We start from the raw sequence: 26,472 nt of genomic DNA on the forward strand, positions 1-26,472 counted from the left end.
GCTGTCACCCCTTATTTTTTCTTCTTTTTGTTTTTCCCTTTTCCCTTGGGAGATTGTGCGCTTGTCAGTTTTTCGTGGAGATTATGTGCCGTGATGGCCTCCACTCCCTCTGATTGAGCGAAATTTTGGAGGTTTTCATCGTCCGTTACCATGACGGCATTTTTCACACGATATTTAACCGCAACAGACAGAATGTAAACATCTTTAATCCCCGATTCCCTGAAACTCTCCGAGAGCAATTCCAGATAATTATCCTCGTTCTGCTTCAGCCATGGCTCCTCACCGAGTTCATTGATTTTCCGTATGGCTTTCCGAGCTTGATATTGCTTCTTTTCGTCATTGGCTGTCTTAAGACCGTCCAATTCCACCAAAACCTGTTTGGGGATAATTACCAAAGCCTGATTGTTGGTAAAATCATCCAATACATCAGAAAAATGCATCAAAGCACAAGTGTCAAAGACATACACTTTGCTGTATCTGCTTGCGGCATCATCATAGAAAATAGCTACGGCATCTGAAGCTTGTTCCATACGTTCCAAGAGCAGACCAAAGTTGGTGTTTTTCCAATCTATGGTTTTTACATCTACATCTGTATTGTTTTTGATAGATTCCAAGGCTTCCCGCCATTGTGTCGTCCACTCACGGACATCGCCGAGGATTCCAACTTCCTTGTTTAAGAGTACAGAGCGAATAGTTTCAGTACTTGCAGGAATAGGTACATCTCCTAACAGCTTTTGCAATTTGTCATTTAGCTTTAAGAGCTTGTCCAATTTTTTATCTACGGGTGTGAGTTGCAGTATCTCTGAAGAATTTAGCAAATCCCGTATGTAATCGGCAGTATAAAATTCTTTATACGGCACATCTCCAACAAGATCCAAGAGTTTCAGCATACGTCGATCCAGTAAATAGTATCTTTTTACCAGATTTATGACGAATTCGGAGAAATCGCTCGTATCTTCGTATATATACGGTATCAAACGAGAAACTGTACCGATATGTCCTTCGATAGCAGCGGCATATACGCTACGGACGCTGTCCTGATAGCACAGCCCTTCTGGAAAGTCATTCGGGATGTTTATTACTGTATTTTTTCCCGCATCATCGAACCCGAACGTGGGCTGACCCAACAGTAAACAAACCTTATTTTCTTTTCCCTCCATTATATTAGAAAACTGCGGAACAATGGCGAAAATTTTGGATTTTGCCGCATAGCTTTCGATAGTATCCGAAGCCTTGGTATATACCGCATGCTTTCGCTTACCCTGAAGCGTATCAACGCCAATCATCGGCAATTCATAGTCGGGCATCGTTCCTAAATCCGTATCTTTAAGTACGGTTTCGGAAATTTCCGCATTAGGTGCATTCAAAAGACTTAAATTGCCTTCGCTGTCCATAGAAATTTCATGGCTGGTATTTTGCCACTTTATTTTGGCATCACCTTCCGGGGCAATATCGTCTATACGAGAATTCCTTTGCAGCCACGAGGGAGCGTTTTTACCCTCCGCTTGCCATTTTTCAATTCGTGATGCGATTAAGGAGCCGGGGAAACCGGGCATATTTCCTTCATTGATGTCTTTTGCCTTTGGATTTGTTGTGTTGTCCAAAAGACCTTTACTGCTGTTCACAAGACGATTATTGACCACGTCATAGATAACGGTAATTTTTTGAGTTTGCGACTTTGCCGGAAGTTTTCCTTCCTTTTGTAGGCGTCGGCCGTTATCCGTCAGCCGTAAATAGCCGCATCGCAGTTGCTTCCATTCGCTTTGATCGCTAAAACCCGGAATTTGCTCTAGGGCATTGACATCTACAAGGTCTGTCAGGACTTGCCGAAGAAGTGTATTTCCATCCGCTACTGAGAAAATCGCTGTAAGAATGCTTTCCAAGGGAGTGGACGCATATTCTGGATACGACTCGGCTTTCTGAGCAATTTCCAAAAGCATCCATTCCATTGCCGTGGATTTGCGCTCGGTATGATGAGTCACTTGAACCGAATATTCCACAAAAGGATAAGCTATCCTTGCTTTCCCTATATTCACCGCTCCTTCGCCTCCTTATCGTATTCTTCCATAATCTTCGGCACATCGTTTGGGGTAATCAGTGTCTCCCCCGCTATCAAAGCTCCATTGCGAGCTATATCGTCAATTATGTTTTGATAGATGCGAGCACTCCTGATTTCGCCCGTGTCCATATTGGGAATAGGAACAGCCAATCTGCCATAGAGTTCTCTAGCTCCCACAATGATCAACAGATTTTGCGCACGGGAGAAGGCAACATTGATTCGTTCAAAAGCTGCCACATGACGGCTAGCATTACCGTGTTTGGTATTACAGACTAAACTGGTGATAATAATCTGCTTTTCTTTGCCTTGGAACCGATCCACCGTATTTACATCCACCTTTAGCGCCTTGAGTTTGCCATGACTGCGCATATCTTTTACGGCTTTTCTCAGATCGCCTACTTGAGAGCCATAGAAAGATATGACACCTACTGTTATGCCTGACTGCCCCATAGTGGCATAGGCATCGTTGATTTTTGAGAGCATAGACAAAATTATGTACCTCTCGAAAATATTATGGAGCGAAGTGCTGCCGGGGTATCGGCTCTGCTCCATCAGCTTACCTTGCAACTTGGAGGAATCCACCCAATAAGCATGACAGTCGGGACGTAGAAAACTTTCACCCTTGTCAGTAGTAACTTTTAGCCCGTGGGCTTTTGTCTTGTTTTCAACCTCCATAACACCGCTTTCCAATTTTCCGTCATAAAAGCGATTAATGACTTTTTGAATGTCCGAGTGCATACGATATTGGGTAAGCAAGGAATGCTTGATACGTTCGTCTGCATTCTCGAAATACTCACGGAACAGAGAGGATGTAACCATTGTGCGATAATTATTCAAATCCTCTTCGTGAAGTACCATTTCCGAACTGTTGTCATCGTCGTCATCACCTGTTTCGGCTTTTATTTCTTCCAGCAGTTCATTATAAGATTTTTCGTATTCATTGAACACTGGCGGTAACTGCCTGTGGTCGCCCACCAATATCGTCTTTCTCGCCCGCATTAGTGGTGGCAAGAGTTCCGGAGGAGTCGCCTTGCTGACCTCGTCGATAATGACCACATCGAAGTCCGGGAATTTCTCGTCAAGATCCCTCATATTTGCCGTGCAAGTAATGCCCACCACATTGCAAGAGGAAATATAAATGTCTTCGTAGTATTCTTTGTCATACTTGGCGGTTTTAGGATCGCCCAACTGCTCAGTAAATTTTTCTAGTGTCCCCTGCCAAACCTGCCGAATGGAAGCATCATTATTCCACTCCTCCTTCAGCCGATTCATCTCTGCTTCGATACAGGATTCGATTTCACCTCTTTCGCAGTTGTATTTAACGGAGAGTGTCTCACCCAATTTTTCTTTAATGGCGATTTCTTCCCGCTTACGCTGCATTTCTTCTTTTAACTGTTTGATTTGTCCCTTATAAGATTTTACTATCTCGGACAACGATTCAATATCCTTAGACTGAAAGGAATCAATGACGTTGCCCATACTATTTAATGATTCTTGAATTGCGCTTTGATACGCCGACTCTATATCAGAGAGCAATTGCGCCATTTGGATCTGTCCTTCGGAAGACTGAATTTTTGCTTTCTGCTCTTCGTTAAACAGAGCAAACTCCTCTGGAGACAACGTAAAGACTCCGCTTTCACCTAACTTTTCTCTTTCGTCACGCAGACAGTTTCGCTTATCTTTGAGCACTTTCCTTATCTCTGCGTCATCTTCCTCTGCCAACTGCTCGGTAATCTTTCTTATCTGCTCGTCGATATCCTGCATTTTCAATTTTGCAATGTCTGCATCCGTATTTGCATTTTGAGCAACCGCTTGCAGCTTATCACGTAAGACAAAAAGTATGCCACAGGACGTAGCTATCCTACTTATCGATAAAACGGGTTCACGCCGTATCACATCCTCGCTTACGGAAGGTGCAAGAATAATGCCCTGCTCTGCAGCGGTACTAATAAGTCGCCAAAAGATAGGTGCAACTACGTTACCCATGGTCCCTGGAATAAAGAAATCTCCGCCGGAAATTTCGTTTCGCTCCGCCATCCCTTTGAAATTCATATATTGGCGTTTGGTATTTTCGTGTTCGCTACTTTCTTCTAATGCCTTTTGAAGATTGTTTTCTGCTAATGTAAGGTTGCGACGGCAATCTTCAAAATTTTGACTTTGCATCGTAAGCTCATGGTTCAAATATTCCAAATCAGCAGTAACGTGCTGTATATCACGTAGCTCCCTTTCGCAATTGCTATAGTCTTGACGATTTTTATTCCACGGTGTTAAGAACTTGTCCATAACCGATTGGCGTAAAGTCTCGTAATATGTGGAAAGCACCTTAGATGAGCCAAATTTGCTGCGCTCTTCATCACGATCCCTATCCCTTTCGCTTAGGCGGATAGCTCGAATTTCTGAGCGATTTGCCAGTCTGTCCAACGCATTGTCTACGGCATCATGGGATTGGGATGCCAGAAGGACTCGATTACCCTGGCGAGCAAGCTGATATATGGCCTCTGCAATTACGGTTGTCTTGCCGGTTCCTGGGGGACCTTGTATTAAGCACAAATCCGGAGTTTCCAACATTTTGAATATGGCTTCACGCTGATTGAGATTATTGGCAACGCTGATATTGAGCCAGTTATCGCCTACGAGCTTTTCCCATTCCTCTCGGTCTTGGGGCTGAGGCAGCCTCGCCCGCGTCACATCGAAAATCCACATTGCCATATTTGGCGAACGGCAGTCACGATCCTGCTGTAAATCAGATACAGCTCTGTCTAGCCGTTTAAAGAGGGACAAATCCTTGATAACGAGTGGAGCAAGAAAACCTGTCTGCGAATAACGAGGAAGCAGTTGATTTTGCACATACTCGTCCCGCTCTTCATCCGTCATTTCTTCAACTTCATCATTATCAGGGATGGCGTACACCAATTCTATCTCGTAATGACCATCTACCTCGCGTCCTTCTTTGGAAAGACGGCGTATCTGACTTCCTATCGGCTCGAATTTTTCATTCCAGCGATGACGTTCTTCGTTATACACGAAATTGCCATTCTCATCGGAATATTCCTTGTCGTCGTATGCTGCTAACTCACCGCGTTTCAACCACTTGGCTTCTGTTTCATATGAATCCTTATTCGGAAACTGCACCGTAAAGACTAGATTGCCGTCCTTATTTTCTATATTTATATACCGTGCACCATGCATACGCTTTTTGACAATGGTGCGCCGCCACTTTATGTAATCTTTCCATTCCTTCAGCCGTTCTTTGGTGTGTTCGTTTAGTGATGCAGCAGCATCCGCTAAATCGTACATAAAATTGCCGCCACTGCCTTTAACTCTTGAGGCATCGTCATAACGAGTAATTCTGCACGGCACCTCATAAGCAAGCAATTCTTCATCATATTGTTCTGTTACGCTATCAACCACAAAATAGTCGCCACTTACATAACCTTTGAAGAGCAATGTCTTATTTAAAGGGAGAATGTTAGACAAGTAATCGTAAGGAACTCGCTTGTATCTTATCGCTAATTTGAGATTTTTTGTACTACTATCATCAAAAGTGTAATTTCGGACGAAAGTATCTTGGGTTATACCGTCCCTGAATAAACTCTTGATAACTGCGTCGAAGAAATCTGCGGCAACGTAATCTTCCATTCCGAATCCTTGATATTTCTGAATTAGATCTTTCTGATCTTTCTGGAGATAATTGGAACGATTATTTGCTCTGATACACAAAGCATTAGGCGAATTTTGGTATTGGGTTATCTCGCTGTTTTCCGTAATATTCTCTGCCACGCTTTTTTCTCCTTTTTCGATATTTGACGAATTTACCTTCCGGGATTCATGGTCATTATTCTGTCTGAAATTAATACTAGAGGCTGTCCGAATACTTCGTTGAGGATTGACGGACGTTTGTCGCCTACTACGAAATGGGATATCCGAATGGCCTTGACCGAATTCTTCTCTTAGGCCGTCTGCAATAGCTCTTTTGGCCTCTTTTTTGGCAATATCTACAATACCCCCTATTAATTCATCAAAAATCCCCACAAGACAACACCTCCTATCCTTATATAATCTCTATTTTCAAATATAAAATAATTGTTTCAAATTCTATTCTTATATTACATATTCTCAATGATAAGGAAAAAGTACATTGTCTATTTGAACAAACTGAATATTTTGCTTATAGTTCGCTCTGCATTATTGCGGACATAATCAGGTACGGTTCTCACCATGTGGTCACTTTTACGAGAGTTGCAGGGGCGACACATCGGTTGTAGATTATCCGGGCTATCCCAGCCGCCGTAATGTTGCGGCCAGCAATGATCCACTGTAGTTTCATCGAACCGCATCTTTTTCCCGCATCCGGCACAAGTATACCAACCATGATTTCCACGCTTGTCATTTCTAAAGTTATCTCTGTACCCCATATGAATCCTCCTCTAGGGTTTTACATATATAGAGACAACGAGATTTTTATGCCTTCTTTATCGACTCCACCATTTCCTGTTTATTATTATTTCGACACGTTTTATCGTATTCCTCTGTATATGCATGATTTTTCAAGGTATATATCCTGCTAAAATCTCGTTATCTCTTATTCTATTCACTCGAATCTAGCAATAGGCACTTTCATTACCGTCTAACCGTGCCAAGGCTTTATCACCAAACAAGCTGTGAATCTTGTTTCTGGCCATTGCCTTGATATCTTCGGTTATATACATCTGCGCCAAGAGCAGTGCCATCCCAATAGCCGTGGCATCATCTGCATATCCGGCAATAGGTGTAAAATCTGGGATTAGGTCAATAGGGGAAATCAGATACCCCAAAGCTGCATAGATACCAGCCTTTACTTTAGCAGGGCAGTTCGGGGACTGTGCCACATAATAGAGCTGTAAGGCCTTGTATATCAAGGTAAGTCCTATATTGGCCACATTATCCTGTATCTTAGTCCAAAGACCATCCTCTGAGTAGTCTTCAGCATACTTGTCCATATCAACGTTATTGAAATCTTCTACACTTACAGTTTTCATACTCAATCCCTCACATATCCTTGATAGCACGCAGGAAATTGGCTAAGTCGGAGATATTGTCATGAACTGGGGTTGCCATCATTTCATGCTCATTTAAAACATAACGTCTGCCGTTCCTAAGAGAAATCGTCATAGTATCTGTAAATAAGCCGCGTTCAGAATCTACATCGTCAATTTCTTCATATGGTATCACTGCATCCGTACCACAGGAAATAATGATACTGTCATAAGTAACTCCCCATGAGTGAGTCATATCTGTACTGGTTCTGATATAAGCAAAATCCGTCTCTTGATATAATCCTTTGCCCAGTTTTTTGATAATGAGATTCTTCTCTAGTTGCGAAGGCCTCCTGCTGTAGTGGATATTGTTATGTATATCTACAATATCCCATGTTTCCATATCCTGACTGCGACTTATTAAACATTTACGCATCAGCTTTTCCTTAGTGCGGAAAAACACCTCCCGCACATCCGCCACAGACAGACTCTGTAAAGTAGTACACTGAATGCTTTGTAGTGACTGCGCCCAGGTCGGTGGCTTTCCTGCTTGCTCCTGCATACTGATAGATGAAGGACCAAACACTCTTTTCAACCTATTAAGAAACTCCCTACCGTCCTCATACTGGTTGCCGAATCCCTCTGGGAGACTTTCCCCAAATACCATTCCAAGCCAAGTTTCAAGGACATAAACGGCATTCTGTTCTCCCACACCGTAATTATCTGCTATAGTACGTACCAGCTTAGCCAGCCGATCCTCAGTGAGTTCAGTTCCCAACAGTGAGAAGATATCTTCATCAAAGCCTATCAGCAGCAAATTCACTTTCAATTTGTCCTGAGGGAAAATATCCCTCAGAGTTCCTTGGAGTAAGGTACGGCTTCTCATTATGTCGGGATTCTTTCGGAGATATTCACCTAATGTCGATAAATCAAGCATCATTCTACTTCCCCGCCTTCTTAATCGTCAGGTTCCAGAGGCACCTGGGGCAAACTTATACTCTGCCATACCTTATTCAAAAGCTTCCTGTCTGCCGACATCATTATCCCCAAGGAAATGTCATCATGGCTACCCTTGGCAGACATTTCGGCCAATGCGTTGTTATTCAGCTCAGTAAAAAGAGCCTCGGCATTCTCTTTTGCCGCAGTTTCTACAAGGACTTTGTAAAAATTGAATAGATATTCTTCGTTCTGATAAGTCGGGAAGCAATCATCTACCCCATCGCTGGACAAGAAAACGGCCACAGGGTAGGTGCAGGATGTTGTATCTAGCGATAACACGGCATGACGGATTTTCTGGTCAGCATCATCCTCGGATAGGCTAGTTGTGACATTGAGATAGTTTTCCTCATCACGGGGAACCGGCAGCGTGAAGAGTCCGTCAGCGCATAGCACCACTGCAGAACCATCCCCTATCTGGAGCAAAAGCAGTTCGCTTTCTATAGCAATGGCAGCTATCAATGTGGTACCGTAGGCGGTATAGAGGTACTTATCGCTTTCACACTGGTAGCGCTGTTTGTATTTCTCACTGACGAACTCATAACGGGTTTCTTTATCGTCCAACCCCCGTCTGCTGTCCCAGTCTTTCTTCACCGCCTCCCGCCAACTTTGCCATAACTTGTATTTGAAGTTCCTGATACCCTGATCACTGAAGGGAAGGTTTGTATCATACAAGAGGGGCAGAGCTTCGCAGAAAAGCGTGTCGATAGCAATACTTGCACCAATTTCACTTCTAAAACAGTCATTGGCACCGTGCCCATCTGCCACAGCCACTATCTGCACACCGTTCTTTGTACAATTGCCAGAGCTGTCCTGACATCTGAAGCCGCGCTGTGCGTACTTCTGCCCCGGTCTGGACAGGGAAAAGACTTTATATGGCATATTTCGCCCCTCCTTCCTTTTTTCCTGCCTTACCACTCTTCATCGGCAGAAGCTGCAGTCATCTCACCGCCTTGTGCTTCCAGCTCTTCAGCCAGGGCTGCTGTATTGTCATCAGGGGCATCCTCATTTGCATTGGTAGCAACCTTGCGGCTGGCAACCATGGAAGAGGTGATGGAAACGAAGCGGATCATCTTCTTCAAATCCTCTGGAGAATTGGTGTGCAGTACAGTCTCTCTGTTCCCTGTGAATTCAGCCAGGATATTGTCATCTGCATCGCCATAGCCAATTGCTACTCTTACCGCCACCTTATACCAGTTGTTCTCCTTCAGCTTTGCTAGTGCCGACTGGTAATCATCAGTGGGAGCCCCGTCGGAGAGAAGGAACAGCACCGGGGCTACGGAACCACTGGCACGGCGCATGAAGCCAGTCTCTATGGAAAGTTTTTTGTTCAGTTCACGGAAAGCTGCTCCCATCTCGGTGGGCCCCATGGCGTCCATACCGTTCCAGGCTACATTCTGTGGGGAGACAAGCTTGTCCCCCGTCACCCAGTCTGTGCCCCCGGAAAAGCTCATGATAGCTGTCTTGATTTCCGCATCTGCATTCTCGTCATTCATGGCGCAAAGCTCGGGAAGCACTCCCTCAATGGCCGAATTAACTGCTCCAATAGGTGCACCATCCATGCTGCCGGAAGTGTCCACCAGAAAAATCACAGGGCACATACGTCTGGTCATCTCTACCTTATCCAAAATACCTGCCATTGTTATATCCTCCTTAACCTTTCACTACTTCGCCAACTACACCATGACCGAAATCCAGCTTGAAGCCATCACCGATAACGGCCACATCCTCAGGATTCTTCACGGCCTGTGAGCCATCGGGAGCCGTAATCGTCCACTTGCAGCCCGATTCATTCTTCAGCCCAATCTTGCCCGGCTTCTCCAGCACATGAGCAGCCACCTTTGCCTCTTCCTTGGCATTCTCGTACAAGTGATACTCGAAAAGCCTCGACCCACCTATGACGGGAACCAGAACCTCCGTGTTCGCCCGCTTGGGGAATTTGATATATCCGGCTGGCTTTATGCCTTTGCCACAGGCGGGACATGCGAACTCCCCTGTCTCGACAAAAACAGCCTCATGACAATGGGGACACTTCACCAGTGACGCTTTCAACCGCATCAGCACATGCTTCCACATGGCTTCCAGCAAACGACCGTTTCCCTCCTGCAAGCTTTCCTGGCTGAAGGAGGTTATGAACGCCTCCTGAACATAACTGGGGAAATAGGGCCACTTGGCTATAGCGTTGCGATGCAACCCAGGCACCGGACGATTGCTTTCATCCTTGGGGTCGAAGATGAACAAGGGGTTCTCCCCGAAGAATCGCTTTTCGTATTTGCTGGTTAGTGCCGGTACATTGGTGCGTTTCCCCTCCAGCGGATGGTCACCCATGAGAAGGATGAAGAGTATCACTGCCAGGGAGAATCTATCCGTCAGCTTGTCCGGCTTCTTCTCCTTCCGTACCACCTCAGGAGCCATGTAACGCGCCTTGCCCAATATCCCTGATTCAAAGCCGTGACCACCTACGTTGTCATTGTCACAGATCAGGACATGGCCATTGGCCGGATTGATGGAAAAGTTACCATCGTTCAAGTCCTGGTAATTGTAGCCCTTGTTGTGCAAATCCATAAATGCAGTGACAATGTTCAATGCGGCATTCACCATGGCATCAATGCTTCTGAATTTCACCCTTGCCGTGATGAACTTGGAAAAACCCTCGTAGCCCTGCGGATAGAGTGGCATGATATAGCCAAAGGTGCCATTGCACCACTCTGTTAGTTCCTCTGGCCAGATAAAAGCAGGGGATGGGCTTCCTGCCTCGATGTTCTGGTCTAGGTGCCGGTAGAAAGTCTCAGGATTTCCAAGTTTCTCACCAAAGTACCATTTGAGTGCCCTTACCTCGCCTGAATCCAAGCTAACCTTGTAGACAACGCCCTGTCCGCCAATGCCCAACTTGTCTGTGACGGTAATGCACCTGCCATCCCGCAAGAGGATCTGCTGATTTCTCTTCAGTTGCATAATCTTTCTCCCTTAAACAGATGGTTCTGGCTTAATGGAAGCCAGCATTTCATCCAACGCCTTGGTTAAGTCCTCCATGCTGCCCTTGAAGTTACGAACAGCAGTTTCACAATCTTCCTCTTCCTCGAGCTCACTACCGTTAAGAGCCTTTTCTTTGAGATCTGCAATTATTTCCTCCCCACGTTGCTTCAATGTAGCCTGCAGTTCTCTGATGGCGGATTCCACCTCTGTATAGACCTTCTCTCTATCCTCTTCAGTGTTACATCCTTCCATGGCCGCTTCCGCCTCTTGACGTATCTTATCTACCAGAAGTTCCATGCCGTCGGCCTGTCCATCTTGACCCTCAGTGAAGTTGCCGCTCTTCTCACATTCCGATTCCAGCCATGCCGCCAAGGCCAAACCAGCGACCCCTCCTGCAGCCAGCAGCAATCCATTTTTCCACCAGGTCATACCTATCTCCTCCAGTCTCTGCCTTACCACTCGTCAATATCATTATTTCCATCACGCATTTCTTTAAGCGTTATCCGCAGTTCTCGCATAAGTTCTATACACTCTGCTACGGTGGTAGCAGGATTGTGCATTCTTTTTACACCTTCATCAATAATTTGTTTGTAAATTTCTCTTTCGTGGTCGCTCAATTTTACGTCTTTCATTGCAAAATCAGGTTCTTTGAGCGTATCAAATCCAGAAGCAATTACTATTGCTTTGACTGTATCGCCAAGATCATTGTTCACCGTTGCTCCCCAAAGGATATTGCAGTTTCCATCAGTCATTTTCTGGATAACCTCGACCGCTTCGTTTATTTTAAACATGCTCAGTTTTTCTTCACTGCCAGTGATATTAATGAGAATAGATTTTGCATCTTTAATCTTTTCGTCAAACAAAGGAAATGAGGCAGCTTCTTCCGCAGCTTCCATCGCAGCCTTTTCTCCTATGCCAACACCAACACCTATAGCTGATGTACCTGCATTCTTCAAAATCAACTTCACATCAGCAAAATCCAAATTGATTAGTCCAGGCTCTCCAATAAGATTTACAATGCTTTGTATTGCTTGGGCTATCAGCACATCAACAACTTCAAAGTTCGGTTTTTGATCGTATTCCTTCTTTTTTTCCTCCGTCAATGTACGATCGTTATATATGACAATAACTGCGTCTGCATATTCTTTCAGTTTTGCAATACTCTCTTCAGCCCGCTGTTTGCGCCGAGTTCCTTCAAAAGAGAAGGGAACGGTAACAATAGCTACGGTCAAGGCTCCTATATCATTTTTTGCATATGAGGCAACTACCGGGGCTGCACCTGATCCAGTGCCACCACCAAGACCGGCGATGACAAATACCATGTCTGGCTGTCCAAGAGCCTCTATGATATCCTCACGGCTCTCCTTTGCAGCCATCTCACCAATTATCGAGTTGCTACCAGTTCCCAATCCACGGGTGACCTTTTCTCCAATCTGTACTTTCGTTGAAGCAGTGGATTTCAAAAGAGCTTGGGCATCAGTGTTTATCGCAATAAAAGCCGCATCTTTAAGCCCCATCTTAATCAAACGATTTAAAGAATTACCACCACCTCCGCCTACACCTACAACTTTTACATGTGCAAATTCATTGATGTTAGAATCGTTTAATTCAAACATAACTATCTTCTCCTTTTGCATAAAGCATTCTTTAATTGGCATAATCAACTTGCTTTTTGGTTTAGCTGTCAGGACAATTTGAGGATTTTCCTTTGCTGTGTTTAGTATATGCCCTATTGCTATCCCAAAGGTTGCCTGTCAGGCAACCTTTGGGAAAATTTCATCCTCACGCACTAAGCCGGTTAGTCAAAGGTTTCGCTCCATTTGTGTATAGTATAATGTTGATTTCATCAACATCATGTTTTCCATCCTTGATATAGCTGGCTATAATCATATCCTCTGCTATGCTCCGAGAAAGGATGTACCCGGCACGATATAACAAATCATTTGTTTCATCAATGGTGAGCTTCAAGGCTAAAGCTAGTGCCAGAGCAGTTTCCTTACGGGGACGGTAGTCATTCTTCTTTTTTATCTTGGAGAAGTGAGCCTTGGTTATGCCAGCTTTAGTGTAGACTTCGGCAGGCTTAATCCCCTTTTGAGCAATTAGCTGCATCAGTTTTCCCGAAAATGTCAATTCCAACGTTTTAACGATGGTATTTAGAGTCTGCTGAATTTTGCTTGGGTGAGCCATGATTACCGCCTCCATACTATAATGCTCATAAATCGTACGGATAGACATTATAAATATCACTCATGCAAATTCCTTCCTGACATATGTGATATAAATCGGAAGCTTTTCTATTGTCTTGTCGAGCCGGGGGTTACGTGACCAATGTTTGAAAGAGAGGATTTCCGATTCCGATCGCCCTTTGATGAAGAAATGGTAAACTCCCTTGCTAAACCTTTGGGTGAACAGGTAGAAACGTCCTTTGGATGATACGAGATAGAAATGAAGTTTGTTGTTGAGCTTGGAAATTTGAATCTTATCCTTCATGATAAAAACCTCCATGAAATTTGACATCAATTCTTTTTTAATCTAGTTCGTAGTATTTCTTACTACGTCTTTTCGTTAAGTATATTATATGATATAGCGTTATGACATTCAATACAGAATATAGATTATTTTCTGATAAAGATGCCTAAATATGGCAGTGTAGCTAAATTATCTTATTGGTTCTTCGTTTTTCGTATTATATTATGTTTTATCGTTCGATTTAATCTTTAATGCTATTATTTTTATCTTGTAATGTAGTTTGAAATATTATATAATATAGTTAAAGATAAACGATGCTACAGCTCTATACATTAGGGAGGGATAATGATGTCGCAAATAGTAGAAATTGACAAAGCATTTATCGAGGATAGTGTAAGAAAGCTGGATAGGGCTGATGTTGAGATCAGTGAAATCCCGGATATGCAATTTTACATGGAACAACTTACTGAATTCCTCAACAAAAAAGCAGGGGGGGCTAAGCGGGCAGACACTACTGACAATCAGTCCGATGTCTTTACCAAGGCGATGATTAACAACTACACCAAAAACGGTGTACTAAATCCTCCTGATAAAAAAAAGTATAATCGCGAACATATATTGCTTCTGCTTATCATCAACCAATTAAAGAATATTCTAACAATGAAGGATATAAAGACTTTGTTTGAACCCGTACTCAAAAACATGAGCGGAATAGAGGTTGATGATAATATCATCTCCTTGGAAGACATATATACAACCTTTTTGAAGCTCAAAGATGATGAGTATAAAAACGCAGCCACTGACTTTGATAAAAAATTCAGCATTATCAAGGAAAAAACCAGCAAGATCAGTGATGAAAAAAACCAAGACCTTGCAGAAGCCTTCTTGATTGTTATGATGTTAGTAGCCGAAGCAAATATTGCTAAGAGACTGGCTGAAAGCATTATTGATAATCTTCCATCTATCACACAACGCAAAAATTAAAGAAATCCCGGTGTTTCGTATCATTCGAAACACCGGGATTTCTTGCTTCTTTCTTTGTATCACCAGCCGTTTGAGCAGAGACAGCCACCAAAGTTCCTTCAATTGCCTCACGCCTAAGCCAAAGCCAAGGCGTTTGGTATAACTCAAACTTCGCACAAGAGAAACAGGCCAGCACCTATGTGCGGTGTAGAGCCATGACTCCTAGAAAGTCTGCCTCATGCACAGCGTTTCAAACACTTGTTCCATAAATTCGGCAGATTTTCCAAGAACAAATCGAGCATCATGTCCAGTTCCTTTTCCATAAAAAACGTCTTTCCCTTTACCGTAGCAATAAGTTCTTTCAAGAGCAACACCAAGGCATCGAGATAACGCAGATCCTGCAATTCGTCATAAGCGAGATAGAATAGCTCACCTATGCTCCGTTTATCGACATTCCGGCGCTGCTCTAGTGACAACATCATATACCTTGCAAATACAACGGATACATGTGATGTCATTGCATCATAAGACAGAGCGTGGCTTTCTTTCCCAAGTTTCAGGAATGACTTGCATATCTTGAAGAAAACCTCGATATTCCAGCGCTTTCCATAAGTCTGGATGATGTCTTCCTCAGACAAACAGGTATCTGTGGATACCAAGATTAGATAGTCCTTGGGGTTGCTTCTGTTCCTAACGAAAACGAGTTTGACTGGCAGAGTTTTTCCTTCCTTTACCACCGCCGCCTCTACTGAAAGCAGATACTTTGAGCAACCAGGACGCTTTTTAGACTGGCGAAAGATTGCCATTACACTCTTCATGCGTTCGTCATGAAGGAAATGACTGTTTTCAGACTTTTTTACCATAGCAATGGCATCGAAGCCGAGTTCCTTGACTTGAACAAGGGAAGACGGTGAACAGAACCAGGTGTCAAAAAGAACGTAGCGGGCTGGAATCTCCATAGATTTTGCCTCAGCCAAGAGCTTCTGCATAACAACGGTAGCCTTAGTCTGTGCCAGCTTGCGCTGTTTCCCGCCGTTGCTACGCGAGTCGATCTTATCCGAAGACTCCTGCAGCCGATTGACACGATTGGCAGATGAAAGCAGACAGTGGCTGAGTGGCAGAAACGAATTCCCATCACTCCAGCCGAGAGTCAGCATGCGGAACCCCCGCGTATACTTGTGCTCGACGTGGTCAAACACCTTGGCAAGCAGCTCCACATTCTTGGAACGTGCCCTGCTTAACAAGGAGTCATCGATGATAAGCACGTTGCGCCGGTTTTCATTGGTAAGAGGTACAATTTTTTGAATGATGGATTTACCAAGCTGCAGAGTGAATTTGCGCCAGTTGACACAACTGGAATTCATGAAACGGTAAAAGGTATCTTTAGCAAAGGGAATAACAGATGAATCCATCTTTTCCTGCTGATAAAAGGACTTGTTGCGAAAGGCATTCTCGAACGCAACCTTAAACACATTGCTTACAGAGAAACCGCGAACCTTATAGGCATTGCAGGCCTTGAGTATCTTGCCAACATGGAATTCTTCCAGGAAACAAGATATTTTTGAAGAAAGTTGTTCACCAAAGATATGATTCTGTGATACAATGTTCATGGCATAAGCCCTCCGTTTATGTTATGATTGCTGTCACTTTCATTATACAAAACGGAGAGAGCTTATGCTATTTTTTTAGGAAATGGTACAAGTCGAATAATTTGGCAGTTTCACAACTGCGAAGTTTGAGTGGTATAATTAATTTCTCCCTATGAGGGAATTAAGAAAGTGGCGAATCGTAGATACGAGGCGTTCCTGCGGAGCTTTCGGCCTTGCCGCAAATTGCGTCTTATCGAACTACAGACTTATCGTAGGATGAATGGCGATAGCACGGTTGCATGATACGTACTGGCGTAGAAAAATGAGACTTGTGTCTCTATGCCTTATTTATCATATGCATGGCTCTGAACCATTCTATTTTATGTGTGGGCTCATAGTTCATCCACACCTGAACCGAATTCCCCTCGATGCCTGTCCCTGCTCAAGCGGCTGATGCCGCTCGTAATTATTTCTCCATCAATTCCTCAATGATAAAGCTTTCTTCCCCTGCCAAATCGAACTTCGGCTCATAATCTACCTGGGTGTGCAAAAGAGCTTCGTCTATCTTGATGGATACCTCATCAGACTCACGTGTCAGTTCCTTTACCATTGCTCGTACCTTGTTCCTGTCGTAGTCTATGGTCATGATACGGTCAATATCGTAGCAGTAGGTGGTCTGGTTGCCGTCATTGTTGAAGACGTAGCCCCGGCCTTCGCCCTTCTGCAATACGTGGGAACTCTTGCGGTTGGCAAGCAGCTGCATAGTCATGAGGAATGACCGGCGGCTCTTGTTTGCATCCACTGCAGCATCAAGGTTGAAGGACATACCAGCCTTGGCCTTGCCGATGGCCAGACCAAGCTGTTCTTTCTCATGCATCAGTTGCTGCCATATATCTATTAGCTTCCCTACCTCAAACATTTCTTCGGATTTGCGGCTGACATCTACGCTTTCATCCTGCTGCCCGGCCAAGGCTTTGCTGCGGAGGTGTTTTTCCATGACAGTCATCACATTGTCTATACCAGATAGATAATGGCCTATGTAGTCCAAAAGCTCACCTATTTTGTTCTGTGCCTGAAAGGCTTCCTTTAAATTCATAGTATCATGCCTCCTATGAGATTATCTCTTCTACCCAATTACCCAATATACGTGCACGCATATCTATGTGTCATAACTTTCGATGTCTGGCTCCAATCTTTCTGAATAATATTCTCTATCTAGTCCAGACTAATTGCTCTGCCATATATTCCCTGTAAGAACGTCCATACAAGAAAGTTTGCCTTCAGTCTTTTTGGCAGATGTATCCATCATGATTACCTTTCCTCTGATCAACGGCGTGTATCTTCCAGGAATCAGTTTGCATATCTGGGTATGCCCCACCACAAGCACGGCCTCACCGTTATAACTGGATTTTATTATCTCTTCATTGTAAATAAGCAGGTCTCTGGGGGTCTGGTCATCTAAAGACCTCGCAGAATTGACGCCTGCATGACAGAAGAAGAAACGCATGTTCCCAACCGTTGCTTCATAGCTGAATGGCATGGTTGCGAGGAAATCATGATACACAGGTGCCATTTCCCAGCGTTTCTCTCTGGAAATCCATAGTACAGAACCAGCATCTGAACGCCTGTATGCATCTAATATCACTTGGTCTGTATTTCCCCGCAGGAATACAGTGTTCTGTTGTTGGTGCTGCATGAGCCAATCCAGCACTTCGCAGGGCTTGTCTCCTCCTTGTATGTAATCCCCAAGGAATATCAGCAGGTCTTCTTCTGGGTTGAAGTACAGCTGAGAGTAAAGCGACACCAATTTATCATATTGGCCATGGACATCGCCTACGGCTAGTATACGCCTATATTCCACCGTCATTCCCTCCTGTCCAGTACTACTTCGACATCTTCCGTTTTGTTCCTTCATTATAGTGAAAGAAACACACGCTGTCGTTAATCTCAAGTTATTTAGTATACTATGATCTTATCCCAAAAGTCCCGCATGGCCTCCAGCTCATGGGATTCAGCAATGCCGGTCTTGCACCACACCGCAAAATGTTCGCTGCTGGTGTAACCAGTCTTCCCTAGTGCCTGTTCTGCCCTGTATGCTGTCTCTTCATGGGTATACCGCTTATAACGCCGGGCCTTTTCTGCTTGTTCCAACAACCGCCATAGTTTGTGTTGTGGCATCACAAAGCTGCTTATCGGTGAGAGCAATTGGAATTTCCTCATACGTCCATAGGTCTTAGGGAACTCACAGATAGTGCAGCTTTCTGCTTCCTGCAAGAAATCTCTAAGAGAACGCTTATGAACCTGTTTGGTGCCTTCGGGGCTTTTGCCGTATAGGATGATGGCCTCACCTGTCCAGATGCCATAGCGGTTAAAGAGGCCATTTCTCACACATAGAACATCACCACGTACAAGTTCGCGCCGTCGATGGCGGGAAGAGCCTGAACAAAATCCCTGTCCCAAGAGGCCTTTTAACAGGATGTTTAATAATTGGTCAGTCATTTGGCTCCCTCCATCTATACGGGCTTTTATGCCGATTGTGCCAACATCTTCATGACGTTCTTTCTTAGGCTGCGGAGATATGAACGCAACGGAATCATAATGTCTGCCCCATTGTACAACATAGCTGTATGAATGAAATATGATTCTGCCATGTTCATAAGCAGTTCGTTGTTGGCCAATAGGTAATGTGTTTCTTCAAATGGATTCCACCAATCCACCTTTTCCAATGAATCGAACCTTGCCTTGTCTACCAGCCGACTGCCCAACCCACCAATATTGGCCACGATATCATCGTGTGCGGCAATAACCTCCTGCCTGACCTTCCTGAAACTTGGAGATGGCTCCACATAAGTCTTTTGAGCTTCTTTGAATATAGCCTCATATTCCTCTTGCAAGTCTTCCAGTTCATTCAGATGTTGTCGGACATTCTCTGCATAGGCATCACGCATACGGGTCTCATACTGCTTTGCGGCCTCTCGAATGGCTCTATTGATGTCCTTTTTGCTGTGTTCCAGTTCATCACGAACAAACAACACAGTAATACAACTTGGCTCTGACCAGTTTTGATGGTAGTCAGCATCTACATTGGTTAGGAACGCTTCTCCCCTTGTCTGTATGCTCTCTGCTGACTGATTGTTCTTTTCGACACTCATGATGATATACACCTCATTGTAAATCACACTCCAGTGGGAGCAACACTCGGCTTCAGGGAGGCCAGCGTCTCATCCAGCGATTTGGTTAAGTCCTCCATGGAACTTTTGAAGTTGATGATGGCACCAGTGCTTTCATCTAAATCATCCAGGCTGCCGCCGGGCAGTGCCTGCTCCCGCAGATCAGCAATGATTTCTTCTCCCCGCTTCTCCAGAGTGGCTTGCAATTCCTTGATGGAGGCACTTACCTCAGCGTATACCTTTTCCCGTTGCTCATCAGTGGTGCATTCTTCCATTGCCCACTCAGCATCACGGCGTACCTTCTCCACCAGAAGCTCCATGCCGTCTGTCTCTGTCTTGGGGGCTTTAATGCGAGGCCTTTCATCGTAATCCTCCTCATAGTCATTAGACTTGCATTCAGACTCCAGCCAAGCGGCCAATGCCAATCCGGCCACGCCACCTGCTGCCAACAAAAGCCCATTTTTCCACCATGTCATACCAATCTCCTCCAATCTTTACTATTCGCAGGGTTACTTATTAACCTCAAGAATTTTAAAAGCATTATCTTCGTATAATTCTTACTTTCAAAGCCATTTTTTGTTCATTTCGATAGAACAAGATTCATCTTCTCTGTAGACTCAAAACCAGATGCTATTATAGTTGCTTTTACAGTATCACCGAGACTGTTATCTATAGCGGCACCCCAAATTATGTTGACGTTATCAGTAGTCATTTTATGAATTGTCTCAATTGCTTCGTTTATTTCAAACATGCTTAGTTTATTATCGGAACCTGTTATATTGATAATGATGGATTTGGCATCTTTGATACTCTCATCAAACATTGTAAGTGCAGCTGCCTCCGTCACTGCTTCCATTGATGCATTTTCCCCTGTGCCAGTACCTATGCCTACAGCTGCTGTGCTTGCATTCCTTAAAATCAATTGCACATCTGCAAAATCAAGGTTAATAAGCTCTGGCTCTATAAGGAGACTTTCTATGCTTTGAATCACTTCAGCTATAAGCTTATCAATCTCTAAGCTAAGATTAGAAGTATCTTCGTTATCCTTTTTAACTGAAAGAATTCGGTCACTATTTATGGCAATAACTGCATCTGCACATCCCTTAAGCTTTGAAAGCCTCTCTTTAACTTTGCGTTTCCGAAATGGGTCTTCATCTGTACCTGTAAATTTGACAATGGCAACAGTCAAAGCTTTTGTATCTTTTACCAATGAGGTTATCATTGGTGTAATTTCCGAACCCGTATTGTCACCTAAGTCAGCTATGATAAATGTCATATCTGAATTATCAATTGCCGCCAAAATATCATCATGACTTTCCTTGGCAGACTGCACATAAGCAAATCCACTATCAATCTTTTCTCCAAGCTGTAATCTCGTGGGAGCAAGTGACCTCGAAAGACCTTTAGCATCCGTATTTATAGCTATGAATTTCACACCTTTAATCCCCATATTTATAAAACGATTCAAAGAAATGCAGCCATCATCGCCAATGCCAATGACTTGTATATAAGCCAAGGTATCCAAGCCGTAATCATCTAGCTCAAACATATTATTATCCTCCTTATACATGGTAGGCTAATCTTTATACTCCTAATGAGTACGCCACATACTTTTTACGACACTCTCTGCAAAATTTTCTTAATTTATCATTTTTGATAACAGCACTGATATCGTTTAAATGATTACTTATGCGATAATATATTATCCCTTCCTGGTTGTTATCGATAAAGTTTTTTACATCCCTTAGTATTTGTCTGTATAAAAGAACCGCCTTTATTACTTCAGGATTGTAACCGATTCTGGCATTTCTTTCAGCAGATAAATCTACATTATCAATTCCTAAATATGAATCAGCTAAAGCTATTACTGAACTGCAGTAGTTATCAAAACATTCATCTCGAAGCAATATTAAATCTTTATTATCAACATCTAAGTCAATATGACGAATGTGTTTTATTATAAACCGATATGCTTTTGTCGCTAATGTGATATCTTTAATTTCATTTGCTTTTTTTGCGGCCAATTTATACCAATACAATCCTTTTTCAACGTCAAATTCTCTTGTTACATATGCCACACCAATATATGCTGTGTCCTTTGGACACTTGAAATCACGTAATATATACGAATTACCTACCTCCAGCATAGCCTTAATATTCCCTTTTTCAGCAGCTTTCTCAAACCAATCAAGTGCTTTATAGCCATCTATTTCTACCGCATATCCATAGGAATATGCACGTCCTAAACGGTACATACCATTATCATTCCCTAATTTTGCCGCCTCTCTAAAGTATTTTAACGATATTTCAAGGTCACGTTTGCAAGCAAATCCCTCATTGTATATTTCTCCCAAGCATACCATTGCTTCGCTACTGCCCATTGCTGCAGCCGTTTTATAAGCTTCCATGGCTACACCATAATCTCTGTTGTCCAGAGAAACCTTTCCCTTAATCAACAGTTCATCAATTTGCTTGTCCTTATCCATGAGTTAATCCTCCTAAGCTATCAATGCCAACCGATTAACTGAGGGTATGCCATTGTCCTCAACATGTATATGCTTGGTAATGATTTCAGTATATCTAATAGTGAAATAGAAAAGGTTGCCTGCTAGGCAACCTTCAAATTTTTTTATTCTGTTTTTGACTTACGCCAGTTTGTTAGTGGTTTGAAGCCCCTCAAATCCAACTGTATGTTGAGATCATCAATGCTATATATCCTGTTTTTGATAAAATATTCCACGATAAGGTCGCTCTTGCTACTGTGTGACAGCGTATATCCGGCTCTTCCTATCAGATCTGTTGTCTCTTCCAGATTCAGATGCAGAGCTATGGCAAAGGCTAATGCAGTTTCTTTAGACGGATGGTAGTCATCATCCCCTTTGATTTTAGAGAAATGGGATTTTGTAAGACCAGCTTTGGTATATATATCTGCCGGTTTCCTTCCTTTCTCTGCTATTAGGCGAAGTAGTTTCTCAGAAAAACTAAGCTCTAATTTCTTCATCAGGAAATCCAATGCCCACTTGGCACCACTTATACGGCTGCCTCCTGTGGAATACATTGGCCCCATGGATTCAAAAAAATCCTTTATCTTTATACTGCTTCGATGAAGGTGCTTTTTTATATAGGCATCTACTTTTGCGGTAATATCTAAATTCTCTTTGACCATGGTTACACCCTCCCAGACAGGCTGAAAACCCGCCTGACAATACGCCAAAGCGGGCTTACATCATACGCTCTTTTCTGCTATATCATTCTTGTGCTTTATCCTTTAACCTCCTGGCTGCCATCCTCTTTTTGGCTTCTTCTAATGTAATTACCTCAATATCTTCCGATTCAGTCTTAGGATGCGTTATAACGGCATTATAGAATTTTACTGCTTCTTCACTGCCACTGAACGCATACTCTTCATTCCAATGCTCTATATGTTTCTGAAGGAATTTAATGATATGTTCTTGAAACAATTCTCGAATGAAATTGAATATATATTTTTTCTTTTTTGTATCTATAGTCATAGTACAAGGAGTCATGCCGTTGTACTCAAACTCGATTACTATATCTCCATATGCTTTTGTAGGTAGCCATGCTATAAGCTTATAATTCATCCAGTCATAATCATCGAGCACAACTGATGTAGCAAATTCATCTATTTTATTTCTGAAATTAAATGATGATTTATTATATACGATTGGCTCAAACACTGTGTTGTCTTTGAGAGCATACTTTCTAAATTTCCTTCTTCTCATACTATCTCATCTCCGCTTAATTTGTTTTGTTATCATCTACCCTCTAAATAGTCTTCCAAGCCGATTATGCCAGCCTGATATGCAGCTAATATTTCCTTCGTCTTATTACCTGTCTGCTTTCCTCTACTGTATATGGAGAACTTAGAACATCATTATAGAAGTCTATCACTTCTTCTGCCCCGTTGAATGTATACGTTTCTCCCCAGCTTTTAATGTGTTTTTGAATATAGCTGACAATATGCTCCTGAAATATGGCCGAAATAAATTCGAAAGAGTATATTACATTTTCATTTTCAACTTTCATAAAACAAGGTTCGATTCCTAAATCTGTAAACTCAATTTTTAGTTCTCCGTACTCTTTGGTTGACATCTTCGCCGATAGTTTATAATTATTCCAATCATAGTCATGAAGTTCAAGTTTTGTATATAGCACATCAACATAATTACGCCATTCAGAAGCAGATAACCCTTCGCTATATAGGAGAGGTTCCAGTTTTGTGATTTGAGGACTTCTCAAACTCTTTTTTTTAGCCATATGCTTCAACTCCGTTGTTATCAGTGGTCTGGCTCTGAAATATAGTTTATGTTGCCAGTATACAGGAGTGATAGATGGAAAAGGTTGCCTGACAGGCAACCTTTATTTAGAATTTTTTGTAGAACTCCTTTTCGTAAACGGCATTCAGGGTTATATCTACTATGTTCTTCCCCATGCTACTGAGAGCCATATACTTCTGGTAGAATTCATCTTTTCCCAGGGCAACAGGTGCCTGTGCTTCATCTTGCCCCAATATGTAGTCGGTAGTCACTCCAAAGAGCTGGGACAGCTCCGTGAGCTTTCTCACGGGCTTTATAGCACCACTTTCATATTTGTTGTAAGCAGTGCGTGAAATACATATGATATTGGCTACTTCTTCCTGCGACATGCCCTTCTCTTTCCTAAGCTTCCGCAATCTGTCTCCAGTGATGTTCATATCTATCCCCACTTTAGCTGCTTATCATACTCATCTGCTTGATAATTCTCCACAGTCCGTGCTGAATCCTTTACATCCACCATAATTACCGTTACTGTCCAATAGCAGAAAACATATTATCACTCAGAATACATACGAAATGAATTTATATTTATGAGCATAGCATTTAGCATGGCTAGATTTTATCCTACCATTGGCAATAACATCCATGGCAGTGACGATGGGCAATTGATCGGCGATGCCCTACGACAACAATCTTTCATCCAAATCATTGACAAATCCATGTATATGCGGTAAATTCTACCCATGAAAAAAATAATTCAAACAACCATCCAAGAGGAAGGCAAGTCATATCAAGATACCCTCCGAGCTATCGAAGATGAGCTTCTTGCTACCTATGGCTGTCTGCTGCCCTCCGGGGAGGTAACGGTCACCCTTGTCATGCCATGGACGAAAGAGGGCGTTCTAGGCGAACTCAAACGGCAGGGGAAGATTCTGGCGTGGAAGCTGGATAAGGCCTACGAGGAAGGCAATAATCGCCGATACCTCATCACGCTGGATGCAGACAGGATATGAAGACGGCGAAAAGCCCCGACATACACCGAGATTGATGTATGCCGGGGTTTTCGCTATTTACTTCTGTCTGTATTGCTCTCTCTGGCAGCCTCTCCTTTGCATTAGCAATACTAGATTTAAATATTATTGCAACTGACCTGCATGAAGAATTTTAAACGTCAATACAATTCTTTTTCTAAATCACCAACATTTTCAGCTATATACTCTATTTTCCCTGTTTCCATTCTATATAAAACAAATTTATTATTGTCACCATAATTTACACAAATCATGTCACCTGCAGGATCCATGCCTATAGGGAACAACCCATCCTTTTTTAAATTGTCTCTAAGTTCTCCTTCATATATTTTAAATATACATTCGGAATCATCAGCGTTATATGAGAATAAACCATCAAATACATATTCTCTACCTTTATCTGTATCAAATAAACTTTTTTCAGGTCTACCTCCATTATGACAGACTATAAAATCAATCACATCTCGAGGAATAGTTATATGCTCCTTTTCTAAAAATGTAACTACTGCATTAGGATTTATTAGCGGCTCAACATATTTCCACTTCATGGTAACATCACCTCATCTATATTCACTTCCACCGCCCCAGATACTTCTTCCTCCAGTATGAGGGGTTTTGCTGTGTATTTCAGTAGGAACCAGTTGTAGTAATCCAGACTCTTCATTATGGTGCCAAGTATATCCGCTTGGTCTGTCTCCATTTGCAATTTGCTCCAATTGTTTTGCATTGAATTTACTACGCAGAACATGGTTACTTTTTACAGCTTCCTGCAATGCCTTATTGCATGCATTAAATTGAACAGCATCTGTCGCATTATACATTTCTAGTGGAATTTCCGTATCATATATACTTGGAAAATCAGGAAACACCCCTTCTATCTTTATACCACTTGGAGTTACAACAGTACGTTTTAGATATTTCACTCCAGTGTCAGGGTGAACCTGATTTACCAAATCCTCACGTATAGTAGTTATATGCTCAACATTAGATTTTTTATTCACTGCGGTAGAACCTGTGTTTTTCTTTACATTATTTGGGACACTTGTGGCATTATTATATGACTTAGCACCTCTTTCTACTATTTTTTCAGCTTGTCCTGTTCCATTATCAAATATATCTACAAGTTTTGCTCCTTCCTTAACTGCCGCTTTAGTTCCATTTGAACCTTCTTCCATTAAGCTTTCTGCTGCTTTTGCCCCCTCAGATGATATTGATTTTGTTACTTTCCCACCTTTGCCTGTAACTGATTCTACAGCATTTGTTATCACTTTTCCTTCATTGGAGAGGATTCGCCTTTCTGTACTTGATACCAATCTACTTTCCACTGCCAACGCAGAACTTTCTATCCTTGATAAAACCATTACTTCCGGACTCAGTATAGGAATAAAGGCCAATATAGGTCCCATTTTAACAAGTACAAATGTAAAAACAGCTGTAATAGTACTAGCTGCGACAAACCTGGCTGGTAACGGCATATCTCCACCTATAGCAAATGCTAGTCCAAATACCCCTATAATCAAAAAGCTGGTAATTAATAGGAATATTATTTCTGCTATAGCTGCATATAAATCTGCAACATATAATCCGATTAAAACTATTCCAAGAATGCAACTCGCTACTGCGACACCACCTTCCATTTCACCACTTAATCCAACTACTATAAATAGTATTCCAACGATTAGTAGAGCTATTTCTATCAAATGTCCTACTGCACTTAATAACATATCGAAAAGATATCCTATCATTTCATTTACCAACATAGCAATATCAAATATTGTTGTTACTATCCCAAATAATATCATCCCAATAATACTAATAACAATCAGTACACCTATACTCTCTATTACTCGCATTGTCTTCCACACACCTTTCATTCACATTATTTCTGATTTTTTCGCAATTGCATCCTTTGCTGTAAGAAAATCGT

27 protein-coding genes are annotated in these 26,472 nt (G+C 42.6%); 2 read left to right on the forward strand and 25 right to left on the reverse strand.

Annotation, left to right across the window (positions count from 1 at the left end; translation table 11 throughout):
* Positions 1-11: 11 nt before the first annotated feature.
* The 11 genes from P159_RS0105395 to P159_RS0105450 all read right to left on the reverse strand — a co-directional run bounded on the left by P159_RS0105395 (position 12) and on the right by P159_RS0105450 (position 13,536).
* Complete coding sequence (locus P159_RS0105395) at positions 12-2,036, reverse strand: PIN domain-containing protein (RefSeq protein ID WP_029542178.1); 2,025 nt, start codon at positions 2,034-2,036, stop codon at positions 12-14.
* Positions 2,033-6,091: an AAA domain-containing protein gene (locus P159_RS0105400; RefSeq protein ID WP_029542181.1), complete on the reverse strand. Its 4,059-nt coding sequence runs from the start codon at positions 6,089-6,091 to the stop codon at positions 2,033-2,035. The genes P159_RS0105395 and P159_RS0105400 overlap by 4 nt, the downstream gene beginning before the upstream one ends.
* 569 nt (positions 6,092-6,660) lie before the next feature.
* The gene (locus P159_RS0105410; RefSeq protein ID WP_029542184.1) at positions 6,661-7,077 is read right to left on the reverse strand and encodes a DUF1232 domain-containing protein; all 417 of its coding nucleotides are present in this window, start codon (positions 7,075-7,077) and stop codon (positions 6,661-6,663) included.
* A 10-nt stretch (positions 7,078-7,087) separates the two neighbouring features.
* The gene (locus tag P159_RS0105415; protein WP_185753622.1) at positions 7,088-8,014 is read right to left on the reverse strand and encodes a hypothetical protein; all 927 of its coding nucleotides are present in this window, start codon (positions 8,012-8,014) and stop codon (positions 7,088-7,090) included.
* Positions 8,015-8,031: 17 nt separating this feature from the next.
* Complete coding sequence (locus P159_RS0105420; RefSeq protein WP_029542188.1) at positions 8,032-8,952, reverse strand: protein phosphatase 2C domain-containing protein; 921 nt, start codon at positions 8,950-8,952, stop codon at positions 8,032-8,034.
* A 29-nt stretch (positions 8,953-8,981) separates the two neighbouring features.
* Positions 8,982-9,710: a VWA domain-containing protein gene (locus P159_RS0105425; protein ID WP_029542190.1), complete on the reverse strand. Its 729-nt coding sequence runs from the start codon at positions 9,708-9,710 to the stop codon at positions 8,982-8,984.
* 13 nt (positions 9,711-9,723) lie between these two features.
* Positions 9,724-11,025, reverse strand: a complete 1,302-nt coding sequence (locus P159_RS18440) for a hypothetical protein (RefSeq protein WP_051650153.1) — start codon at positions 11,023-11,025, stop codon at positions 9,724-9,726.
* Between the two features lie 12 nt (positions 11,026-11,037).
* On the reverse strand, positions 11,038-11,475 hold the full coding sequence (locus tag P159_RS0105435) for a hypothetical protein (protein ID WP_029542194.1): 438 nt from the start codon (positions 11,473-11,475) through the stop codon (positions 11,038-11,040).
* A 23-nt stretch (positions 11,476-11,498) separates the two neighbouring features.
* Positions 11,499-12,662: a cell division protein FtsZ gene (gene ftsZ / locus P159_RS0105440; RefSeq protein WP_080705934.1), complete on the reverse strand. Its 1,164-nt coding sequence runs from the start codon at positions 12,660-12,662 to the stop codon at positions 11,499-11,501.
* Positions 12,663-12,828: 166 nt separating this feature from the next.
* Positions 12,829-13,248, reverse strand: coding sequence for a helix-turn-helix domain-containing protein (locus tag P159_RS0105445; RefSeq protein WP_185753623.1), 420 nt, complete (start codon positions 13,246-13,248; stop codon positions 12,829-12,831).
* Positions 13,249-13,293: 45 nt separating this feature from the next.
* Positions 13,294-13,536 carry a hypothetical protein gene (locus P159_RS0105450; RefSeq protein ID WP_029542199.1) on the reverse strand — a complete coding sequence of 81 codons (243 nt, stop codon included), beginning with the start codon at positions 13,534-13,536 and terminating at the stop codon, positions 13,294-13,296.
* 327 nt (positions 13,537-13,863) lie between these two features.
* On the opposite strand from P159_RS0105450, the gene P159_RS0105455 reads away from it, so the two are divergent.
* Positions 13,864-14,499, forward strand: a complete 636-nt coding sequence (locus P159_RS0105455; protein WP_029542201.1) for a DUF1836 domain-containing protein — start codon at positions 13,864-13,866, stop codon at positions 14,497-14,499.
* 215 nt (positions 14,500-14,714) lie between these two features.
* Here P159_RS0105455 and P159_RS0105460 read toward each other — a convergent pair whose 3' ends face one another.
* The 12 genes from P159_RS0105460 to P159_RS0105515 form a co-directional block, all read right to left on the reverse strand.
* Positions 14,715-16,088, reverse strand: a complete 1,374-nt coding sequence (locus tag P159_RS0105460; protein ID WP_029540897.1) for a transposase — start codon at positions 16,086-16,088, stop codon at positions 14,715-14,717.
* Positions 16,089-16,533: 445 nt separating this feature from the next.
* Entirely contained in the window at positions 16,534-17,163 is a 630-nt protein-coding gene (locus P159_RS0105465; RefSeq protein WP_029542203.1) for a hypothetical protein, read from the reverse strand.
* Positions 17,164-17,292: 129 nt separating this feature from the next.
* On the reverse strand, positions 17,293-17,928 hold the full coding sequence (locus P159_RS0105470; RefSeq protein ID WP_185753624.1) for a metallophosphoesterase: 636 nt from the start codon (positions 17,926-17,928) through the stop codon (positions 17,293-17,295).
* 95 nt (positions 17,929-18,023) lie between these two features.
* On the reverse strand, positions 18,024-18,455 hold the full coding sequence (locus P159_RS0105475) for a hypothetical protein (RefSeq protein WP_185753625.1): 432 nt from the start codon (positions 18,453-18,455) through the stop codon (positions 18,024-18,026).
* A 137-nt stretch (positions 18,456-18,592) separates the two neighbouring features.
* On the reverse strand, positions 18,593-19,219 hold the full coding sequence (locus P159_RS0105480; RefSeq protein WP_029542209.1) for a hypothetical protein: 627 nt from the start codon (positions 19,217-19,219) through the stop codon (positions 18,593-18,595).
* Between the two features lie 23 nt (positions 19,220-19,242).
* Complete coding sequence (locus P159_RS0105485; protein ID WP_029542210.1) at positions 19,243-19,713, reverse strand: hypothetical protein; 471 nt, start codon at positions 19,711-19,713, stop codon at positions 19,243-19,245.
* A 104-nt stretch (positions 19,714-19,817) separates the two neighbouring features.
* Positions 19,818-20,786, reverse strand: a complete 969-nt coding sequence (locus tag P159_RS0105490) for a cell division protein FtsZ (protein WP_051650156.1) — start codon at positions 20,784-20,786, stop codon at positions 19,818-19,820.
* 34 nt (positions 20,787-20,820) lie between these two features.
* Positions 20,821-21,723: a tetratricopeptide repeat protein gene (locus tag P159_RS19170; protein ID WP_029542214.1), complete on the reverse strand. Its 903-nt coding sequence runs from the start codon at positions 21,721-21,723 to the stop codon at positions 20,821-20,823.
* 143 nt (positions 21,724-21,866) lie between these two features.
* Entirely contained in the window at positions 21,867-22,403 is a 537-nt protein-coding gene (locus P159_RS0105500; protein WP_029542216.1) for an Appr-1-p processing protein, read from the reverse strand.
* 82 nt (positions 22,404-22,485) lie between these two features.
* Positions 22,486-22,980: a hypothetical protein gene (locus P159_RS0105505; RefSeq protein WP_029542218.1), complete on the reverse strand. Its 495-nt coding sequence runs from the start codon at positions 22,978-22,980 to the stop codon at positions 22,486-22,488.
* Between the two features lie 85 nt (positions 22,981-23,065).
* A complete protein-coding gene (locus P159_RS0105510) occupies positions 23,066-23,515 on the reverse strand; it encodes a hypothetical protein (protein ID WP_029542220.1) in 450 nt (149 codons plus the stop codon).
* Positions 23,516-23,621: 106 nt separating this feature from the next.
* Complete coding sequence (locus P159_RS0105515) at positions 23,622-23,951, reverse strand: helix-turn-helix transcriptional regulator (protein WP_037376977.1); 330 nt, start codon at positions 23,949-23,951, stop codon at positions 23,622-23,624.
* Positions 23,952-24,257: 306 nt separating this feature from the next.
* On the opposite strand from P159_RS0105515, the gene P159_RS0105520 reads away from it, so the two are divergent.
* Positions 24,258-24,527, forward strand: coding sequence for a hypothetical protein (locus P159_RS0105520; protein WP_029542224.1), 270 nt, complete (start codon positions 24,258-24,260; stop codon positions 24,525-24,527).
* 158 nt (positions 24,528-24,685) lie between these two features.
* Here P159_RS0105520 and P159_RS0105525 read toward each other — a convergent pair whose 3' ends face one another.
* Both P159_RS0105525 and P159_RS19175 read right to left on the reverse strand, forming a co-directional pair.
* Positions 24,686-25,093: an SMI1/KNR4 family protein gene (locus P159_RS0105525; protein ID WP_029542226.1), complete on the reverse strand. Its 408-nt coding sequence runs from the start codon at positions 25,091-25,093 to the stop codon at positions 24,686-24,688.
* A 12-nt stretch (positions 25,094-25,105) separates the two neighbouring features.
* Positions 25,106-26,398: an HNH endonuclease gene (locus tag P159_RS19175; protein WP_185753626.1), complete on the reverse strand. Its 1,293-nt coding sequence runs from the start codon at positions 26,396-26,398 to the stop codon at positions 25,106-25,108.
* Positions 26,399-26,472 lie beyond the last annotated feature (74 nt).

The organism is Selenomonas sp. AB3002 (genome assembly GCF_000702545.1).
GTDB classification, from domain to species: domain Bacteria; phylum Bacillota; class Negativicutes; order Selenomonadales; family Selenomonadaceae; genus Selenomonas_B; species Selenomonas_B ruminantium_A.

Bases quoted from the DNA above. Each gene is read 5' to 3' on its own strand.
- P159_RS0105505 (WP_029542218.1), bottom strand. From the start codon at position 22,980: ATGAGAAGAAGGAAATTTAGAAAGTATGCTCTCAAAGACAACACAGTG.
- P159_RS18440 (WP_051650153.1), bottom strand. From the start codon at position 11,025: ATGCAACTGAAGAGAAATCAGCAGATCCTCTTGCGGGATGGCAGGTGC.
- P159_RS0105410 (WP_029542184.1), bottom strand. From the start codon at position 7,077: ATGAAAACTGTAAGTGTAGAAGATTTCAATAACGTTGATATGGACAAG.
- P159_RS0105445 (WP_185753623.1), bottom strand. From the start codon at position 13,248: ATGGAGGCGGTAATCATGGCTCACCCAAGCAAAATTCAGCAGACTCTA.
- P159_RS19170 (WP_029542214.1), bottom strand. From the start codon at position 21,723: ATGGATAAGGACAAGCAAATTGATGAACTGTTGATTAAGGGAAAGGTT.
- ftsZ (WP_080705934.1), bottom strand. From the start codon at position 12,662: ATGTTTGAATTAAACGATTCTAACATCAATGAATTTGCACATGTAAAA.
- P159_RS19175 (WP_185753626.1), bottom strand. From the start codon at position 26,398: ATGCGAGTAATAGAGAGTATAGGTGTACTGATTGTTATTAGTATTATT.
- P159_RS0105420 (WP_029542188.1), bottom strand. From the start codon at position 8,952: ATGCCATATAAAGTCTTTTCCCTGTCCAGACCGGGGCAGAAGTACGCA.
- P159_RS0105510 (WP_029542220.1), bottom strand. From the start codon at position 23,515: ATGGCTAAAAAAAAGAGTTTGAGAAGTCCTCAAATCACAAAACTGGAA.
- P159_RS0105525 (WP_029542226.1), bottom strand. From the start codon at position 25,093: ATGAAGTGGAAATATGTTGAGCCGCTAATAAATCCTAATGCAGTAGTT.
- P159_RS0105515 (WP_037376977.1), bottom strand. From the start codon at position 23,951: ATGAACATCACTGGAGACAGATTGCGGAAGCTTAGGAAAGAGAAGGGC.
- P159_RS0105435 (WP_029542194.1), bottom strand. From the start codon at position 11,475: ATGACCTGGTGGAAAAATGGATTGCTGCTGGCTGCAGGAGGGGTCGCT.
- P159_RS0105425 (WP_029542190.1), bottom strand. From the start codon at position 9,710: ATGGCAGGTATTTTGGATAAGGTAGAGATGACCAGACGTATGTGCCCT.
- P159_RS0105485 (WP_029542210.1), bottom strand. From the start codon at position 19,713: ATGACATGGTGGAAAAATGGGCTTTTGTTGGCAGCAGGTGGCGTGGCC.
- P159_RS0105460 (WP_029540897.1), bottom strand. From the start codon at position 16,088: ATGAACATTGTATCACAGAATCATATCTTTGGTGAACAACTTTCTTCA.
- P159_RS0105480 (WP_029542209.1), bottom strand. From the start codon at position 19,219: ATGAGTGTCGAAAAGAACAATCAGTCAGCAGAGAGCATACAGACAAGG.
- P159_RS0105415 (WP_185753622.1), bottom strand. From the start codon at position 8,014: ATGATGCTTGATTTATCGACATTAGGTGAATATCTCCGAAAGAATCCC.
- P159_RS0105520 (WP_029542224.1), top strand. From the start codon at position 24,258: ATGAAAAAAATAATTCAAACAACCATCCAAGAGGAAGGCAAGTCATAT.
- P159_RS0105490 (WP_051650156.1), bottom strand. From the start codon at position 20,786: ATGTTTGAGCTAGATGATTACGGCTTGGATACCTTGGCTTATATACAA.
- P159_RS0105455 (WP_029542201.1), top strand. From the start codon at position 13,864: ATGTCGCAAATAGTAGAAATTGACAAAGCATTTATCGAGGATAGTGTA.
- P159_RS0105465 (WP_029542203.1), bottom strand. From the start codon at position 17,163: ATGAATTTAAAGGAAGCCTTTCAGGCACAGAACAAAATAGGTGAGCTT.
- P159_RS0105450 (WP_029542199.1), bottom strand. From the start codon at position 13,536: ATGAAGGATAAGATTCAAATTTCCAAGCTCAACAACAAACTTCATTTC.
- P159_RS0105500 (WP_029542216.1), bottom strand. From the start codon at position 22,403: ATGGTCAAAGAGAATTTAGATATTACCGCAAAAGTAGATGCCTATATA.